Annotated in this window: 23 protein-coding genes; 2 read left to right on the top strand and 21 right to left on the bottom strand. The window is 53.5% G+C overall.

The features are described from left to right. Positions 1-9: 9 nt before the first annotated feature. The 21 genes from terL to BDE01S_RS11015 form a co-directional block, all read right to left on the bottom strand. Complete coding sequence (gene terL / locus BDE01S_RS01100) at positions 10-1,644, bottom strand: phage terminase large subunit (RefSeq protein WP_066076103.1); 1,635 nt, start codon at positions 1,642-1,644, stop codon at positions 10-12. Between the two features lie 13 nt (positions 1,645-1,657). Next, entirely contained in the window at positions 1,658-2,164 is a 507-nt protein-coding gene (locus tag BDE01S_RS01095; protein WP_066076100.1) for a DUF1804 family protein, read from the bottom strand. A 2-nt stretch (positions 2,165-2,166) separates the two neighbouring features. Next, positions 2,167-2,367 carry a hypothetical protein gene (locus BDE01S_RS01090; RefSeq protein WP_066076202.1) on the bottom strand — a complete coding sequence of 67 codons (201 nt, stop codon included), beginning with the start codon at positions 2,365-2,367 and terminating at the stop codon, positions 2,167-2,169. Between the two features lie 5 nt (positions 2,368-2,372). Then, positions 2,373-2,648, bottom strand: a complete 276-nt coding sequence (locus tag BDE01S_RS01085) for a hypothetical protein (RefSeq protein ID WP_245934298.1) — start codon at positions 2,646-2,648, stop codon at positions 2,373-2,375. Continuing rightward, complete coding sequence (locus tag BDE01S_RS01080; protein ID WP_147283885.1) at positions 2,645-2,986, bottom strand: hypothetical protein; 342 nt, start codon at positions 2,984-2,986, stop codon at positions 2,645-2,647. Before BDE01S_RS01080 ends, BDE01S_RS01085 begins: the two co-directional genes overlap by 4 nt. Next, positions 2,976-3,200, bottom strand: coding sequence for a hypothetical protein (locus BDE01S_RS01075; RefSeq protein ID WP_066076094.1), 225 nt, complete (start codon positions 3,198-3,200; stop codon positions 2,976-2,978). The genes BDE01S_RS01080 and BDE01S_RS01075 overlap by 11 nt, the downstream gene beginning before the upstream one ends. A gap of 176 nt (positions 3,201-3,376) precedes the next feature. Next, a complete protein-coding gene (locus BDE01S_RS01070; protein ID WP_066076093.1) occupies positions 3,377-3,907 on the bottom strand; it encodes an N-acetylmuramoyl-L-alanine amidase in 531 nt (176 codons plus the stop codon). 148 nt (positions 3,908-4,055) lie between these two features. Beyond that, positions 4,056-4,499: a Mor transcription activator family protein gene (locus tag BDE01S_RS01065; RefSeq protein WP_066076090.1), complete on the bottom strand. Its 444-nt coding sequence runs from the start codon at positions 4,497-4,499 to the stop codon at positions 4,056-4,058. Position 4,500: 1 nt separating this feature from the next. Beyond that, entirely contained in the window at positions 4,501-4,857 is a 357-nt protein-coding gene (locus BDE01S_RS01060) for a gp16 family protein (protein WP_066076196.1), read from the bottom strand. Positions 4,858-5,188: 331 nt separating this feature from the next. Next, complete coding sequence (locus BDE01S_RS01055) at positions 5,189-5,887, bottom strand: selenoprotein S family protein (RefSeq protein WP_066076087.1); 699 nt, start codon at positions 5,885-5,887, stop codon at positions 5,189-5,191. Between the two features lie 111 nt (positions 5,888-5,998). Then, positions 5,999-6,889, bottom strand: a complete 891-nt coding sequence (locus BDE01S_RS01050; RefSeq protein WP_066076084.1) for a recombination-associated protein RdgC — start codon at positions 6,887-6,889, stop codon at positions 5,999-6,001. Between the two features lie 70 nt (positions 6,890-6,959). Then, positions 6,960-7,145 carry a hypothetical protein gene (locus BDE01S_RS01045; protein ID WP_066076081.1) on the bottom strand — a complete coding sequence of 62 codons (186 nt, stop codon included), beginning with the start codon at positions 7,143-7,145 and terminating at the stop codon, positions 6,960-6,962. Between the two features lie 2 nt (positions 7,146-7,147). Further along, positions 7,148-7,759 (bottom strand): DUF3164 family protein, encoded by a 612-nt coding sequence (locus BDE01S_RS01040; protein WP_066076078.1) that lies wholly within the window; start codon positions 7,757-7,759, stop codon positions 7,148-7,150. Then, positions 7,756-8,202 (bottom strand): hypothetical protein, encoded by a 447-nt coding sequence (locus BDE01S_RS01035; RefSeq protein ID WP_066076075.1) that lies wholly within the window; start codon positions 8,200-8,202, stop codon positions 7,756-7,758. Before BDE01S_RS01035 ends, BDE01S_RS01040 begins: the two co-directional genes overlap by 4 nt. After that, positions 8,192-8,689 (bottom strand): HI_1489 N-terminal domain-containing protein, encoded by a 498-nt coding sequence (locus BDE01S_RS01030; protein ID WP_066076072.1) that lies wholly within the window; start codon positions 8,687-8,689, stop codon positions 8,192-8,194. Before BDE01S_RS01030 ends, BDE01S_RS01035 begins: the two co-directional genes overlap by 11 nt. Next, a complete protein-coding gene (locus BDE01S_RS01025) occupies positions 8,686-9,009 on the bottom strand; it encodes a hypothetical protein (RefSeq protein WP_066076069.1) in 324 nt (107 codons plus the stop codon). Before BDE01S_RS01025 ends, BDE01S_RS01030 begins: the two co-directional genes overlap by 4 nt. Further along, positions 9,006-9,302, bottom strand: coding sequence for a hypothetical protein (locus tag BDE01S_RS01020; RefSeq protein WP_147283884.1), 297 nt, complete (start codon positions 9,300-9,302; stop codon positions 9,006-9,008). The genes BDE01S_RS01025 and BDE01S_RS01020 overlap by 4 nt, the downstream gene beginning before the upstream one ends. Before the next feature lie 95 nt (positions 9,303-9,397). Next, the gene (locus tag BDE01S_RS01015) at positions 9,398-9,592 is read right to left on the bottom strand and encodes a hypothetical protein (protein ID WP_066076064.1); all 195 of its coding nucleotides are present in this window, start codon (positions 9,590-9,592) and stop codon (positions 9,398-9,400) included. A gap of 84 nt (positions 9,593-9,676) precedes the next feature. Further along, on the bottom strand, positions 9,677-10,567 hold the full coding sequence (locus BDE01S_RS01010) for an AAA family ATPase (protein ID WP_066076061.1): 891 nt from the start codon (positions 10,565-10,567) through the stop codon (positions 9,677-9,679). Between the two features lie 17 nt (positions 10,568-10,584). Then, the gene (locus tag BDE01S_RS01005) at positions 10,585-12,567 is read right to left on the bottom strand and encodes a Mu transposase C-terminal domain-containing protein (protein WP_066076058.1); all 1,983 of its coding nucleotides are present in this window, start codon (positions 12,565-12,567) and stop codon (positions 10,585-10,587) included. A gap of 7 nt (positions 12,568-12,574) precedes the next feature. Next, on the bottom strand, positions 12,575-12,751 hold the full coding sequence (locus BDE01S_RS11015; protein WP_082790382.1) for a DNA-binding protein: 177 nt from the start codon (positions 12,749-12,751) through the stop codon (positions 12,575-12,577). Positions 12,752-12,857: 106 nt separating this feature from the next. Here BDE01S_RS11015 and BDE01S_RS01000 point away from each other — a divergent pair, with 106 nt between their 5' ends. Then, positions 12,858-13,217 carry a helix-turn-helix domain-containing protein gene (locus BDE01S_RS01000; protein WP_066076055.1) on the top strand — a complete coding sequence of 120 codons (360 nt, stop codon included), beginning with the start codon at positions 12,858-12,860 and terminating at the stop codon, positions 13,215-13,217. 184 nt (positions 13,218-13,401) lie between these two features. Next, a complete protein-coding gene (locus BDE01S_RS00995) occupies positions 13,402-14,118 on the top strand; it encodes an XRE family transcriptional regulator (protein WP_066076052.1) in 717 nt (238 codons plus the stop codon). The last annotated feature ends 256 nt before the right edge of the window (positions 14,119-14,374 follow it).

Genomic DNA, 14,374 nt, shown 5'->3' with positions numbered 1-14,374 from the left:
AAAGCGGCTTTAACGCCGCCATTTGCTGCGGAATTCCGTATCGTCGAAATCTTTGTCTGCCGTACTCCGCCATTCCAGCGGCGCGCAATTGGCTATCGCCCCCGCCCACACCATCTGCACCGCATCGGGGCCGTCATCATGGTCGGCTTTCGGGAAGTGGCGGAACTGGGCCACCAATGTCGATTGCGCGCTATGCAGCAGAATCAGGCCATTGGCCATATGCGGTTGCAGGCTCTCAATCCGCAAGAGCTTGTCCGATACCGGCTTCACCGCCCGTGCCGGTACGGGATAACCCCGTGCCGCGCTGCGCTTGACCAGCTCGTCTTTCAAAAACTCTTGAAACTGCACCGTTTCGATAAACCACAACTTGCATTTGTATTGCTTGTGCAGGCGGATAACGTCTTCGATAATCAAATCGGGCAGACGTTTCTTAATCTGCGCTTCCACGATATAGAGTTTGCCGCTGCTTCTTTGATACCCGCCGATAATGATGGCCGACGGGTCGCGGCTCGCACCCGCCTTACCCAAGCTCGGATCGAGCGCGCCGAAATACACTAAATCGCGCGGCAGCTCCGTCCAGTAGTGCAGCGCATTGGCAAATACCGCGTCTTCGCCGCTGACCGGGTCGTTTTGATATTCGCTGTCAAAAGCCGCATGGCCGTCGCGGGCGCGTATGGTCATCAATGCCAAAATATCCCGCGCCGCCCACGAAGTGACCGCGCCTTTGACCATCTCATCCCTATTGGCCTGATAAAACGCTTCGGCCATCGCCTTGCCCGCATCGCCGTGGTTGCGGAAAATACTTTCCCACTCGTCCCACAAGTCCATGCGGTCCGGCCACTGCAACACCGCCTGAAAGCGTGTGCCGCGCCAAAACGGGTTATTCAGCGTGCGGCTCAATACGCTGTCATAATGTAAAATAGTGCCGATATAGACGATGTCGAATTTCTGCCCCACCGCGCCTAGTGGCATAATGGTTTTTTTCAGCCAGGCGTCCAACTTGTCACGCTGCTCGGCGCTACGCACGTTTTCATCATTTTCAATATCGTCCAACACACACAGGTCGGGGCGGAAAGGGCCGTGGCGCATACCGCGCAATTTCTTGCCGCTGCCTGCCACTTGGATTTTGATGTCGTTGGCCGTCACCGCCGTGCCCGCCTGCCACACACGCCCCTGGCCGCAGGCTTCGGGAAAGTCGGTTCTCAAGCGCGGGTTAAATTCCAGTTCGGCTTTAATTGCTTCCAGCATCGGGTAAGACTGGTCGAGACTGTCCATCACAATCACGCAGTAATGCTTCTGCCCCGTCACAATGCAGTACAGCGTAAAGAGCTGCGTTACCAGCGTCGATTTCGCTTCACCGCGCGGCGCGGCCGTCGCTTCGGTTGCACCGTCTTTTTCCTGCAGGATTTCCGGCAGGCGTTTGAATAAAAACTCATGCAGTTGCGACTTGTGCGGGCTGCGTACGTAATGCGGGAAGTAGGTATTGACGAAATATTCGTAGCCGCCCACAGGGTCAAACACCTTTGCCCGCCGCGTAGCAATAGAGGCGGGGCTGCTGTCGAAGCCTTCCACTTCCGTTTCAATCACGCGGCGCAGATTGGCGGCGATGGCAGACAAGGTTGCTAAAAAGTCTTTTTTCTTCATTTTTCAGACGGCCTTATCCGAATTTTTGCTCTACTTGTGCGCCAAACGGCTCCAATACTTCGACAAACGCGCCCAAATGGGCAGGATGTTTTTCCTGTACGAATACCGCCAGCATCTCCAAGACCTCCAAAGCCGTCGCCAGCTTGGAAGTTTCAGGCATGACCCGCGCATTGGCCGCAACCGTTTTGGTAAACGCGTCCGCTAGGGCAGACAGCAGCTTGGCACGCTCTGAGGGCCGCAAATCTTCCGTTGTGGCGTCCTGCAGCATGGTCATGGTGCTGTTGTATTGCACTAAAAAGCCCGCCAGCATCGCCCTGCTCAAATCTTCGATGCCGCCGCCGGCCAGCGTATAGGCAGCGCGCAGCTTGTCCCAGTCGTCACCTTTTTCCAATGCCGCGCGTTTCCAGTTGCGCGCCGTGGCAAACGGGATTTGGCATATCATCGCCGCCGTTTCCAGCGTCTGCTTGCCGCTCACATACAGCCCGCGCAGTTTCTCGCGGGTTTCTTTCGGGTGTGCCATCGTCAACCTCCCAGCTTGGCGCGAATCAGCTCCCAGCCGGTCGATACAATCACGCCGCCCAAGCCGCCATACACTGCCGCGCTGCGCTTGCATTCTTTGCGGATTTCTTTCAATTCGTTTTCCACTTCTTCGGTTTTGGCGATTTGTAGCTCCAGCTTTGCTTCAATCCGCGCCAGCGCGGCGAGGATGGGGTCTTTATCCATCGGTTTCATGATTTGTCCGCCTTCCGGTCGAGCTTGTCGGCCATCTTGTCCATCTTATTTTCCAAACGCGCCAGGCCGTCCATAATCGTTTTTTGGTCGGCACGCGCCTCGGCTTTGGTGGCATAGTCCAGCTTGACGGCATAAAGCGACTTCTGCAGCTCGTTACGCTCGGCCTCCGCCTGATGCAGACGGCCGTCAATGCCGCGCACCCAATACCAGAGCACCGAAATCATCAGGCTGACCGCCGCCCCGAAAACATGTTCGATACTTAAAGCAGTCATTGCGGCAAATCTCCGAATACAATGCCGCAGCCGATGCCGTCTTCCGCCGTGCAGGAGACATACAGCTTGTCGCCCGCTTCATACTGCACATCGGCATAGCGGCGCAGCGTTTCGGCCACACTGTTTCGGCGCAGCCTGATTTCCACCGCTTCCGCATCCACGCAGAAGCAGACGCCGAAGCGGCCGTCCATACGCACCGAATACTGCATAACCGCTTTGTCCAATACGCGCGAAATCTTTTCTACAAACGCCTTTTGCTCCCGCGCCCGCGCCAAGCCCAGCTCGATGTCCGCCTGCTTGGCCGCCAACACCCGTTGCACCATCTCGCTATAATTCACGCTCCGCCTCGCTTTCCTGCCGCTTCACGCTGACCCATGAGCGGGCCACCGCATAGCCGCCGACCACGCCCAAATAAATCGCCCAGATTTCAGACGGCATCTCCGGCGCAGCCAAAAATTTATAAGTGGCCGCCGCGCAGGCCACATTCGCCCATAATTTGGAATGCGACACCTTGCCCGTGGCCGGGTTTTTCACAATATCGCTGACAGCCATCTATTTTTTCCCTTTCCGTTTTTTTGCCGCACGCTTCGCCGCTGCCACCCCCGATTTGCCGTGCCTCAGGCTCGGGTGTTGGCGTATTCGGCAAACCGGCGCGGGTGTGATTTTGATTTCAGACGGCAGCGCTGTACCTAAAGCCGCCAGAGTCAGCGCAATCAAAGTCTTTTTCATCACGCCGCCGCCTTCGCAATCGCACCCGCCACCGCGCGGCAGAGCTTCCAAGTATTTTCCTTGTACCAAGCCAAATCTTTATCGTTTGAGATAAAAAACGGCTCAAACACAATCCCGCCCGCCTGCGCGTAGGCCAAGCGGCGGTGCTGGCCGGCATTGTCGGGCTTGTAGCCTTTGTCGCCGCGCAGCTTCCAGCCGCTCGCTTCGGCAGCGGCGGTACAAATGGCCTGGCACACCGCCTTATGTCTCGACAAGGCCAAAGCCTCAATGCCCGTTGCCCTTTTATTGGCGGCCGCATTACAGTGGATTTCCACCGCCAACGCCGAGCCGCGCACCAACTTCACCGCGTCGCGCAGCGGCAGGTTTTGATTGCCGGTGCCGTCGGTTTTTACCGTCAGCCCGTAATCGCTACGCAAAATGTGTGCGATGATGTTACGCATTTCGCAGGCAATCTCTGCCTCACGATGGCTGCCGTTGACCGCGCCCGGATCGGTATTGCTGTGGCCTGCGGTAATCACAATCAAGCCCATTTAAAATCTCCTTAAAACGGTTTTAAAATCGGTTTATCAGGCTTTTATTGTATTTTTCGGCATCAAGCGCAGGCACGGCACGCCTTTCAACCCCTGCCGCGCCCATAAAAAAAGCCCCGCAAAAAGCGGGGCAGCCAACGCCGTATCATTAAAACAAAGCGATTTGATGCGATACCGGCTCGCATTTCGAGCGGATAATCGTATATCCGGTGCGGTCGGAAATCTGATAGCGCGGGCAGAGCGTACTCATTGCCAGCAGCTTGCTGACCCCCTGACGCTCGGTCAAATCCAAAAAATCCTGCATAAACTTTTCATTACGCAAAGCGCGCAAAGCCTCTTCGCAACGCGGCACATAAAGCTCTTCGCCGCCGTATATTTTTAAAAGCTCGTAAGTTTTCGCTTCGCCTATGGCCGAAAACAGAATATTCAGGCGCGGCGTATCGCGGCGGCCCTTGCCGAATTTAAAGCGTGCACCGCCGATGGCGCGTACCAAATCCATCGTCGCCTGAATGCCGATGACGGCCACAATATCCAGCACAGTTTCAGGCAGCAGATGCTCGACCCGCGCCATATCCGTATGCATCTGTCTCATATCATGCCTCCTTTCCCTTTTTACGGTTGGCCGCAATCTGCAAGGCTGCCACCAACTTGTGCATGTGCGCGCCGCAGAGCCATTCCACACGGTCAACGCCAAACATCCGCTTGGCCGTACCGTGGGCATAATTCCAGCTCCAGCCGTTATCCAAAATCAAAGCCTCGATTTTCCGCATCATCGGGTCAGCGGCAGAGCGCCGCTGCGGCCGCCTGCCGATGTCCGGTTTGGATTTGGCTGCAAAGCCCAGGTGCGCCATTTCCGCACACACCTTTTCCAGCTCGGCCACATCCATCTTCGCGCACGAATCCTTGCCCGTTACCCGGCGCAATACCGCACGGTACACGTCATCATCCATCGCCAGCTCTTTCTGCGCGATTTTCACTTTCGCAACCAGCGCACGGCGGCTTGCATGAGTATAGGGCACGGTATATATCCAAAAAATCAATATATAGTATTTTATATAATCAAAATAACCAAATCAATACAATATATTGTATTTTTTATTTTAAGAAGCATAAAAAAAGCCGTCTGAAAACGGCTTGGATGCGGTTTTCAGACGGCTTTTTTACGGGCTTATCGTTTGCCCTGCATCATCAGGCAGTATCGGGTTTCAGTCATTTCCGTCCCAACCGTCTGAGTATTTTTCAACCATTTTGCACTCCTTTCAAACTTAATTGGTCAATCGATTATACAGTCGTGCTTCCATCAGCTTTTCGGGCTGTTCTGTTATGAGGCGCGATTTTTTCCATGTATTCGATAAACTCTTGAAAGGCTTCCCGGTACACACCCTTATCATTCATGGCGCTTTGAGCCAAATCCGCCATTTTCCCCCATGCCTTTTGCCGGGCTGATTGGGTTTTATAGGTAGCGGCTTTTTCAAACAGTATATTCATTTGCTTGATGTAAGCGTGCGTTATCAGCACGCGCATATCATGTTCTTCAATCGGGCAATAGCCCAGCGCAACGCTTTTCGTCCGTATAAGCGCCATCCGGGAATGAACGGTTTTAATATTTTTACTCTCATACATGATTTCGGCCGATTCCCAAATAATTTGAGACAGCCTGTCATCTTGGCTCAGTCTTTGCCGTGCGGCCTGCCGGGTGTAATGATTGGTGTGGGCGGCTATAAGTTGGCGGCATGCTTCATTTTCCTGATAATAGCCCTGTAAGGTCGAACATCTCGCAATCCGCTGAGCCATCTCCTGCCGTTTCTTCTCCCGTATGGCCTCGGCCTTGGCTGCAAGCTCCTGCTGCCATTGCTGCCGCTCAATTTCTTTTTGCTTGGCCGCTTCTTGCTGTTTCTTGAGTTTTCTCTCATGCCAGATCATCCATCCAATCAAGATGGGCAAAAAGATAAGACTAAGAATAAGAAAAGTATCATTCATGATGTTTTCTTTGTTTATATCGGATATTGGATAGTGTAAAGATTAGATGGCTAAAAATCAAAGGCCGTCTGAAAATATTTCAGACGGCCTTTTACGCCAATTACTAATGCTCTAATCCTGCCAACCGCCCAGTAGCCCGACCAGTTCGCCCAGCATTTCCGACAGAGCAGCGGTCATGATGACCTGCTCGGCGTAGGTGCGGGTGGGTATATCGTCTGCGCCGTCTGCGGCCTGCTCCTGCAAGACATCCAGCCAGCGGATGCGCTTTAATGTCAATTCACCGGTCAATATAAAGGCGATGCGTTCCTGCCATACCAAACCCAGCTCTGCTACGAGCATGCCGTTTTTGACATGCCGCACCACATCATCGTCGGTCAGGTCTTTGCGGCTGATTTTGACTTTAGGCGCGACATCGCCGACACCAATCAGCGTGCAATCGCAGTCCAGCTCAAAGCCGCCGCCGCATTCGCCGCGCAGCAGCCACTCGGTCATCAGGTTGCCTGGCGCTTGCACGGTGCGCGGGTAGAGGGCATTCATGCCGCCGAGAGCCAAGCGCAGATGGCTCAGCAGGTTTTCGGCTTTGTGCGGGCTGGCGGTATCGACCCACAGCCAGCCTTGTGCCAACAGGCCGTAGGTGCGGCTGCTCTGAGTCAGGGCTTTGGGCAGCAGGTCGTCGATAATGGCTTCGCGCAACTCCTGTTTTTCACGGCGGCCGATATTTCGGCCTTCCTCTGCTTGGATTTTGGCCGTTTTTTCCGCCAAAATCTGATTGATGGCCGCGCCCGGCAGAATTTTCTCTTCGCGCTTGAGCGAAACCAGCAGGCTGCCGTCGGCTTCAAATACAGCACGGTCATAGTCAAACGGTACGGGAGTATCGAAGCCCTCTGAAAACCAAGACAAGCCGGGCGGCGGCGTAAACCGGCAGCTGCCGAGTGCTTCATCCAGTTGGCGCTCTTCGGGCATTTCAAGCAGGCGAAACGGCGTTAATTGTTTAAACCACATGATTTTTCCTTTCAAAAAAAGCGGGCATTGCCCGCCTTTCGGTTAATGCGGCAAACCGTGCCGCGCGGTTTTAGTGTTTGGCTTCATTCTTAGTGCAGACATTGCCGGTTAAAGCCATTTCTATTGCCCTTTTAATCATGACAACCATCCGCTGGGCATCTGTCAGGTCAGGGGCGTTTTCATCAAATGCAGCTCCGAAAGCCGATATTTTCACGCCGGTCTCGGTGTCTTCCACAATAATCGCGATTTTCTCCATTACTACACCTTCGCAATATCCAAATTCATCAACTGATAAGCCCCCGTCTCATCACGGCTGTAAACGCGCACAAACGGCTTGCTGGTATGCACCTGAAGGCTGTCTGAAAGAGCTTCCATCGCCTTTTGCCATTTCTCATCTTTGATGTCCAAACGGCGCAAGCCGAGTACGCGGGCAGTAGAAAGGTTGCCCTCTTTATCCACTTGGAAGGCGGCGTTAATAAGGGTTTTCAATTCGCTGCGACTGCCTTCCGTCCACTCATTGATACACTCGTCAATCAGGGCTTTGGCGGCCAGCAAGCCTTCATCAAAGACCAGCGTGTCCTGAATCGCCAGATTGACGCGGTATTGGCCGTCAAAACTGTGCAGCGTGATATTGCCTTTCTTACCGCCGAGCTTCACGTCGTAGCGGTCGGCGGAAAGCTGGGCGAAGGCAGCGATGTCGTCCATTGCCTGCTGTTTGAAATCAGCGATATTTGCCTGTACCGCCTGCGCCTTGCCGACGATTTCCATTACCAGCTCATCGCGCAACAGGTCGGTTTCTTTGATGTTGGCCAACGGGATTAAATTGCCCTTGGCGTCTTGTTTGTATTGGTTCATATCCATGCTGTTCATGATTTTCCTTTCTCTTTCTGCCTTTCGGCGTAAATTCTTTTGCACTCGTCCACCGTCCGGCTTTTGGGCGCGTGCATCCAATCTCGGTTAAGCGCAGGCGCGTTTTTCAGACGGCTTTTGATTTTCGCCACCATCTCGGCGGCATAAGGGGTTTGAACGTGTTTCTTTTCCAGCCTAGGAACCATCCTCACCGCTATCGGCGGCAGGTGTTTGCCCAAGTCCGCGGGGTTCGGCCATTCGACCGAAGTGGCTGCAATGGCCTCAAATGCCGCCCTGATACGCGGTATATCCCGTTTAGGCTGCCATTCCTGCTTCATCAGCAGCCCGTGCCACACTTGGGCCACGGCGGTCAAATCTTTGGCAGCGGGGCGGCCTTTCAGATTCAAAGCGGCCAAAAGCGTAAAACCCCGCGCGATTTCCTGTTTCAACCAGTCATCCGTCATCTATCCCTCCGTTTGCCCAAGCCATCAACCCGCCCACGCCGTCGCGCAGTTTGCTTTGCTCCGCCTCTTTTGCCCGGGGCGGCCGCTCCGCCTGTACAGTGGTGCAGGGCGGCTGCCAATACGTCAGCGTCTGTAATAACCAACCGTGCGATTTCAACGGCAATTCTTTGATACTCCCGCTGCGCGCCGCTTCGACTGTTTTCTCAAATGCCCAAATCCAAGCGTCTCGGGGCGCGGGGTAGGTCTTGCGGTTGCGCTCGATTTCGCCCGCCGCAATCAGCGGCTGCAATTCGTTTAAGAGCTTGGCTACCCGTTTAAAACTCAAAGCATTTTCAGACGGCCTGAATAAGCCCAAATAACGTATGGCCGCGCGGGTCAGGCCGTCTGAAATCCCCGATACCGCCGCCAAAGCCTCCCGTGCTTCTTCATGAGCGACCAAGACTTCCAAGCTGTGGCCGGCTCCGCAGTTGGGGCAACGGGTTATCATGTCTCGTCCTCCGAGTGACTTGCCAAAGCCGCTTTCAACTCCGGCGACAATTCCAAAGTGTCGGCTTCTTGGTCGATGATTTTGTTTTCCGGCGATAAGAGCGTCTCCAATACCGTCATCAGCCATTGGATATCGCAGTTGTCGTATGCTTCGATAAGCGCATCTAATACTTCGCCCCGGTCTTCATCTTCCAGCGTCTCGTAATCGCCGTCGTCACCTATCGGCTTGAGCGGATTCATGCCATACGACACCAAATTCAAATTTCTGATGAATGCCCATGCCGCTGCCAAATCTTTTTCATTGGGTTTGCTGATTTTCATTTTTCCTGCTCCTGTTCAATAACTGCCAATTCATCCAACAACGCCCGCAGCGTCTCGGCACGCAACACTTGTTTCTCTTTACCGCGCGTGACCGTCAGAAGGTAGCCGCAGCCGTCGGGCTTACCGAGCAGGAACTGCCCCAAATCCTCCAACGCATCCAGCCGCAGCGTATCGGGCTGGGTATCGTCCACCGGATGGCTTAACGCCTGCGCCGCTTCGCCCAGCAGGCTCTGCACCGCCTGCCCCAAAGCAGGGTTGCTGCCCGCAGCCTGCAATCGTTTAACTAATGTCATTTCTTTTGCTCCTTTTTTGCTGATGCTGCCACTTTTTCTCGGCATACCATGCTGCCGCGCGGCGGCGGTGTTGCCCGTCATGGCTCTGCCTGCGCCTATTCATTTACCACGCCCCCGAGCCGTTCCGCTTCCGTCATCTTGCCGTACACCTCCGTCCAGGCAGCGTGCGCCTCGTCATACTCCGAAGCCGCCGCCGCTTCCGCAGGCTGCCCCGCACAGCTGGCGATAAGCAAGGCCGCACCCAAAGCGGTAAATGCACCTAAACCAAACATCCGAATCGCACCTTTCATTTTTCATTTCCTTTAAAATCAAATGCTTGCAAAATATTCAGGGTAAAAAATATATAGCCGCATCAAGGGCTTATACTGTTCAGACTAATGAATCAGCATTTCCTCAAACTGTTTGACCATCTCCACATTCGGCCGTTCGCCTGCAATGCGCGCCAAGCGGTACACCCCGCGCAGCATCTTGACCAACCGCCGCGTATTACCTGCCGCAGCTTTCACCAAACCCTTAACCGTTTCATCATCCGCCCCCGGCAGATTGCGGCCTGCGATTTCGACCAACTCGTCTTCTTGCAGCTCGTCGCCCAAATCCAGCTTGAAACCCGCGCGGCTGAAAAGCTGTTTAAACTCGCCCCGCCTGCCGCGCAGATTCAGCAGCAGCCGCGGCATACCGACCAGAGCCAAGCCCACACCCGCCATATCGTGAATCCGCCGCAGGCATTCCAGCGCCCGATAGGGCAGGCACTCGGCCTCGTCCACCGCAATCAGGCGGCCCGAACCGACAAGTTTGGCCGTAACCGCTTCCATCATCTCGTTTAAGCTGCCTTTACTCTCGCAGCCCAGCTTTTCCGACAGCTTTTTCAACACCACTTTCGCGCTAAACGTCGGATCGGCTTCAATCAGGAGCATATCCGGGTTTCGGCTCGCATAATCCCGCAAGGCCGAAGTCTTGCCCAAGCCCGCTTGGCCGATGACCACCACCAGCTCGTTCTCAATATGCGCCAAACGGAAAATATCGGCCGCCCGCTTGCCGCTGCGGGTGCGGACATAGCTGATTTCCATCTTCTGTTCCAGGCGGCGGTTTTCCTCCAAGTTCAAAAACGCTTCGATTTTTTCTTCCAGCGCAGCGATGTTGCCCGTATATTTGCCGCGCAGATACGCATTAATCACCGGGACCGTCACACCGACCGCCTTACCCACCGCAGTCTGCGTATAGCCGTTGGCTTTCAAAAACCGCCCCAAACGTTCTTTTAAATCCATTTTAAAGCTCCTTTAAATCAATCTTCCAAATCACTCTCAAACATCACATACCGCTTTTCAGACGGCCTGATAAGCTCATACTCGCCCTCGATAACCGGCTGCCCGTTGCCGACCAGCAGGCCGAAATCCGGCTGATGCTCGATAGCAGGTTGAAGCTCCGCTTTGGCCAGCGCGATTTTCTCTTCCTGCAGCTTCACGGCACGGCGCACCCGCTCTTCCTTCAGCTGTTCGATACGCGCCACCGGCATCGCCGCCACCTTATTGCCCTCAAACTTAGCCTTGCAAATAAACGAGCCGTCCATCCGCTTCACAATCACCTCCGAAGCATCGTGCAGGTCATAGCCCACCCGCACCGTCTCGCCGTGGTAGTCCGCCAAATCGCGGCTGAAATAGATATTGTTAAACAGGCTCACCATACCCCGCGATACCGTACGCTCCTCCTCCGGGCGGTACATCAGTTCCAATTCCACCGCATCCAAAGGCCGGTTTGCCATCGCTTCGGCAGCCAAACGCATCGCCCGGTACGCAGCAGGTGTCGCATACTCCGAACCCGCCGCCTTTTCCAATTCCCGATGGCGGTTGCCCGCATTGTAGGCTTCAAACGCCGCCTTCAAATCCAGCATAAATTGTGCAAAAGTCGGCATTTTTTGGCGGTAGCGCCGCTGCTCGGTCGAAAGCGTCTTACCTTGCCGCTCCGCCCGCATCGCGCTGTTGAGCTTACGCAGATTCAGCGTTTTCGTACTCGCATCCGCCGAATCCCCCACAAACGTCTCATAAGTCCGCGCCAAAGGAATCGTCACCGTCTGCCACAGCCGCTCGATAATCCCGCGGCCTTGCGGATTACCCGGCAAGCCCGTCGGATGCTCGATGCCCAAGCGCGTCAAAATCCCCGTCAATTTGTCATCCAGCATATTACCCGTCGGACCCGCGCCGTTATCCGTGTAATACATCAGCGGCGGCTCATGCTGCGACATCGCAACCCGCAGCGCATCCGCATGCGCCAACGTCGATTCCGCCAGCGATACCGTCCAACCCACCACATAGCGCGTCGAAGCATCAATAATTGCCGTGACCTCCGGCTGAAAAGGCTGCCCCGTAATCGGATGCGCCACCTTCGCCTTAAAGCCGTGGCCGTCGCCCACCCAAATCGTATTCGGCGCAAACCGCAGCCAATCCCGCGACACATAAGGCAAAATCGCCTTATAAGCACCGCCCGTATCCCGCCCGCGCCGCTTAACCGTCTCCGGCAGCTTCTTATGGGCATACCGTACCTGGTCTTCAGACGGCAATGTCTCAATACCGTGTTGCACAATCCAATTCCTCGCAAAATCCTGATAGCACACCCCGAAACCCGGCTTGTTCGGATTCGCCCATACCGCCAGCCAATCCCCCAACCAAGCAATCTCCAACAAACTGCGCGCCTCCTTCGGCTTTCTCGGCGCCAAAGCCATCAGCCGCGCATTACCCCGTTCCGCCTGCTCCGCATCCTTGACCCAATTAACCAACGTCCGCCAGCCGATACCGCGCTTCCCGTTACTGCGGGCATTGGCCACCGCCACAAACCGCATCAAATGAGCCGGAAGCAGGCCGCTTTTAATCTGGTTCTCCACATACACAGCCGCCGCCCGCAAACTCATCCCCGCAGTGTCGCGCATTTTCAACACCTCGCACACAAACACCGCCCGCGCATGGCTCACGTCTTGCTGCTTATCGGTCAGCCGCCCCGCCAGCTCGTTCACAGGCAGCCCCAGCTGCGCCATCTTCCGCCGCTGCACCACCTGAGTACTCGGCAGCGGAGCGGGAGACGCATTGGCCAATATCTGCGCTGCTTGGCGTTCCTTGATGGCCGTCTGAATTTCAAGGGGTAGGCCGGAAATCAGGTATTTTTTCAGACGGCCATCCTCTTTATAAGTCCAGCATTCCTTTAATGCTCTTTTGCTAATGGCCTGTTTTGATACGCCTAAAACACCGATTAGCTCATTGACCCCAATCGTCTCCATATCCGCCTCATTTCAATCCCAATTTCCGCGCGATTTCAAAACCCTTGCCATAATTGCCTTTGCGCTGACCGCCCACCACCAGGTACACATCGCGCGGCGCATAGCCGTGTTCACGCGCCCACTGAGCCAGCGTTTTACCCTCTTTGGCAAAGTTTTCTTTTAATTTTTCAACAGTTATAGACATAGATAGCCCTTTCTAAGCATGGTAAAATAATGCACTAAAAATCACTTAGTGCCGTTCTGTTTTTGAATTATAGGAAGAACCCTTCCTAATTTACAAGAGAAATTTTATGAAGAACTCCTCCTATTTCTCTAAGAGATTGAAAGAAGAAAGAAAAAAGTTAGACCTTACTCAAGCTCAAGCTGCTGAAAAATGCGGAGTTTCCATGAGAATGTGGGGCGATTACGAACGTGGCATTAGTCAGCCAAAAGCGGAAGTTTTATTCCTATTTAAAAAAATAGGTATTGACGTTGATTATGTGATGGGCGAAGAGCGTATCGAACAGCCGTCTGAAAATCTAAATGAAATTGAACAAGAATTACTGGCTTTATTTCGGCGATCCAGTGAGCTGGGGCGTGCGGTTATTTTAAGTGCTGCTCGTGGAGCGGAGAAAAAAGAAGCAGATGTTACGACTCGTAAAGTAGGTTAATGAACTTAGTCAACCGAGTAGAGGAAATTTGGTTGACTGCATATTTTTCATGCTTTGTGATGTTTTTTAAGTAATATCCTGTTTTATTTGATAAATTTTTAAGGTCAACCGTGCGCAAACGGTTGACCTGTTGGTTGACTAGTCGTCATGAGTTAGCCAACCAACACGACCTAAAGGAGAAAAAATGAAATCACTGCGCGCGCAAGCCGACTACATCCAGAGCGAGGCCTTAATCCGCATCCGTCGCTTGCTGGAAATGAAGGGAATTAGTGCAGAAACACTGGCAAGCGCAATGGATATTTCCGTTAAAACCGCCGAAGGCTATTTAACCGGCGCACGCAAGCTGGATTTAGCATTTCTGGCAGCCCTAAGCTCATATTTCAACTTAAATTTAAATTGGTTCATAACTGGGATAGGGAGTTTTCAAATTGAAGAGGCGTTCGACCGAGATGGGAATAGATTTAAAATTCAAGATTTTGTTTTCATTCAATTTTACAAAGAACATATTTTGGATAAAGATGCGAGTGAATGGGCGCATGATGATGTCACATACATAGAGCAGCCTCCGCTTGCATTCTGCCGCGATTGGATGCAGGCCAACATCAGCAGCGACCTTGACCAACTCTCCGTCATCACCGTTCGCGGCGACAGCATGGAAGGTGTGTTAAACGATGGCGACAACATCCTTATCAACCACGCCCAAAACCGCCCGGCCAGCGGCATCTATGTAGTCCGCATCGGCGACGAACTCATCGTCAAACAAACCCAGCTCCTACCCAACCAAAAGCTGCTTGTTACTTCCGCCAACCCAGCCTATACCCCATTTGAAATCGACCTGACCGATGAATCCATTGATGTACAAATCATAGGCCGTGTCGAATGGTTCGGCCGCCAAATATAAAAAACGGCCTTGCCGAGCAAAAGCCGTTTTAAATGCCGTTTAAACCTGTTTTAAAACCGTTTTAAAACCGTTTTAAAATCTATCGTATTCCGACTACTTTTGTGCAAAAGCTGTTCACTTTTACGCCAATTCTGTGCAAAAGTTTTTACCGCCCAAAAAAATGCCAAAGCGGCTGAAAATCCCAATACAAAAGGATTTCAGCCGCTTTTTATTGCCTTTTGATTTGTGCAAAAATAAACACCACCCCACATCCTAC

Source organism: Bergeriella denitrificans NBRC 102155 (assembly GCF_001592185.1).
GTDB classification, from domain to species: domain Bacteria; phylum Pseudomonadota; class Gammaproteobacteria; order Burkholderiales; family Neisseriaceae; genus Neisseria; species Neisseria denitrificans.
This window is presented reverse-complemented; position numbering and strand designations above follow the sequence as displayed.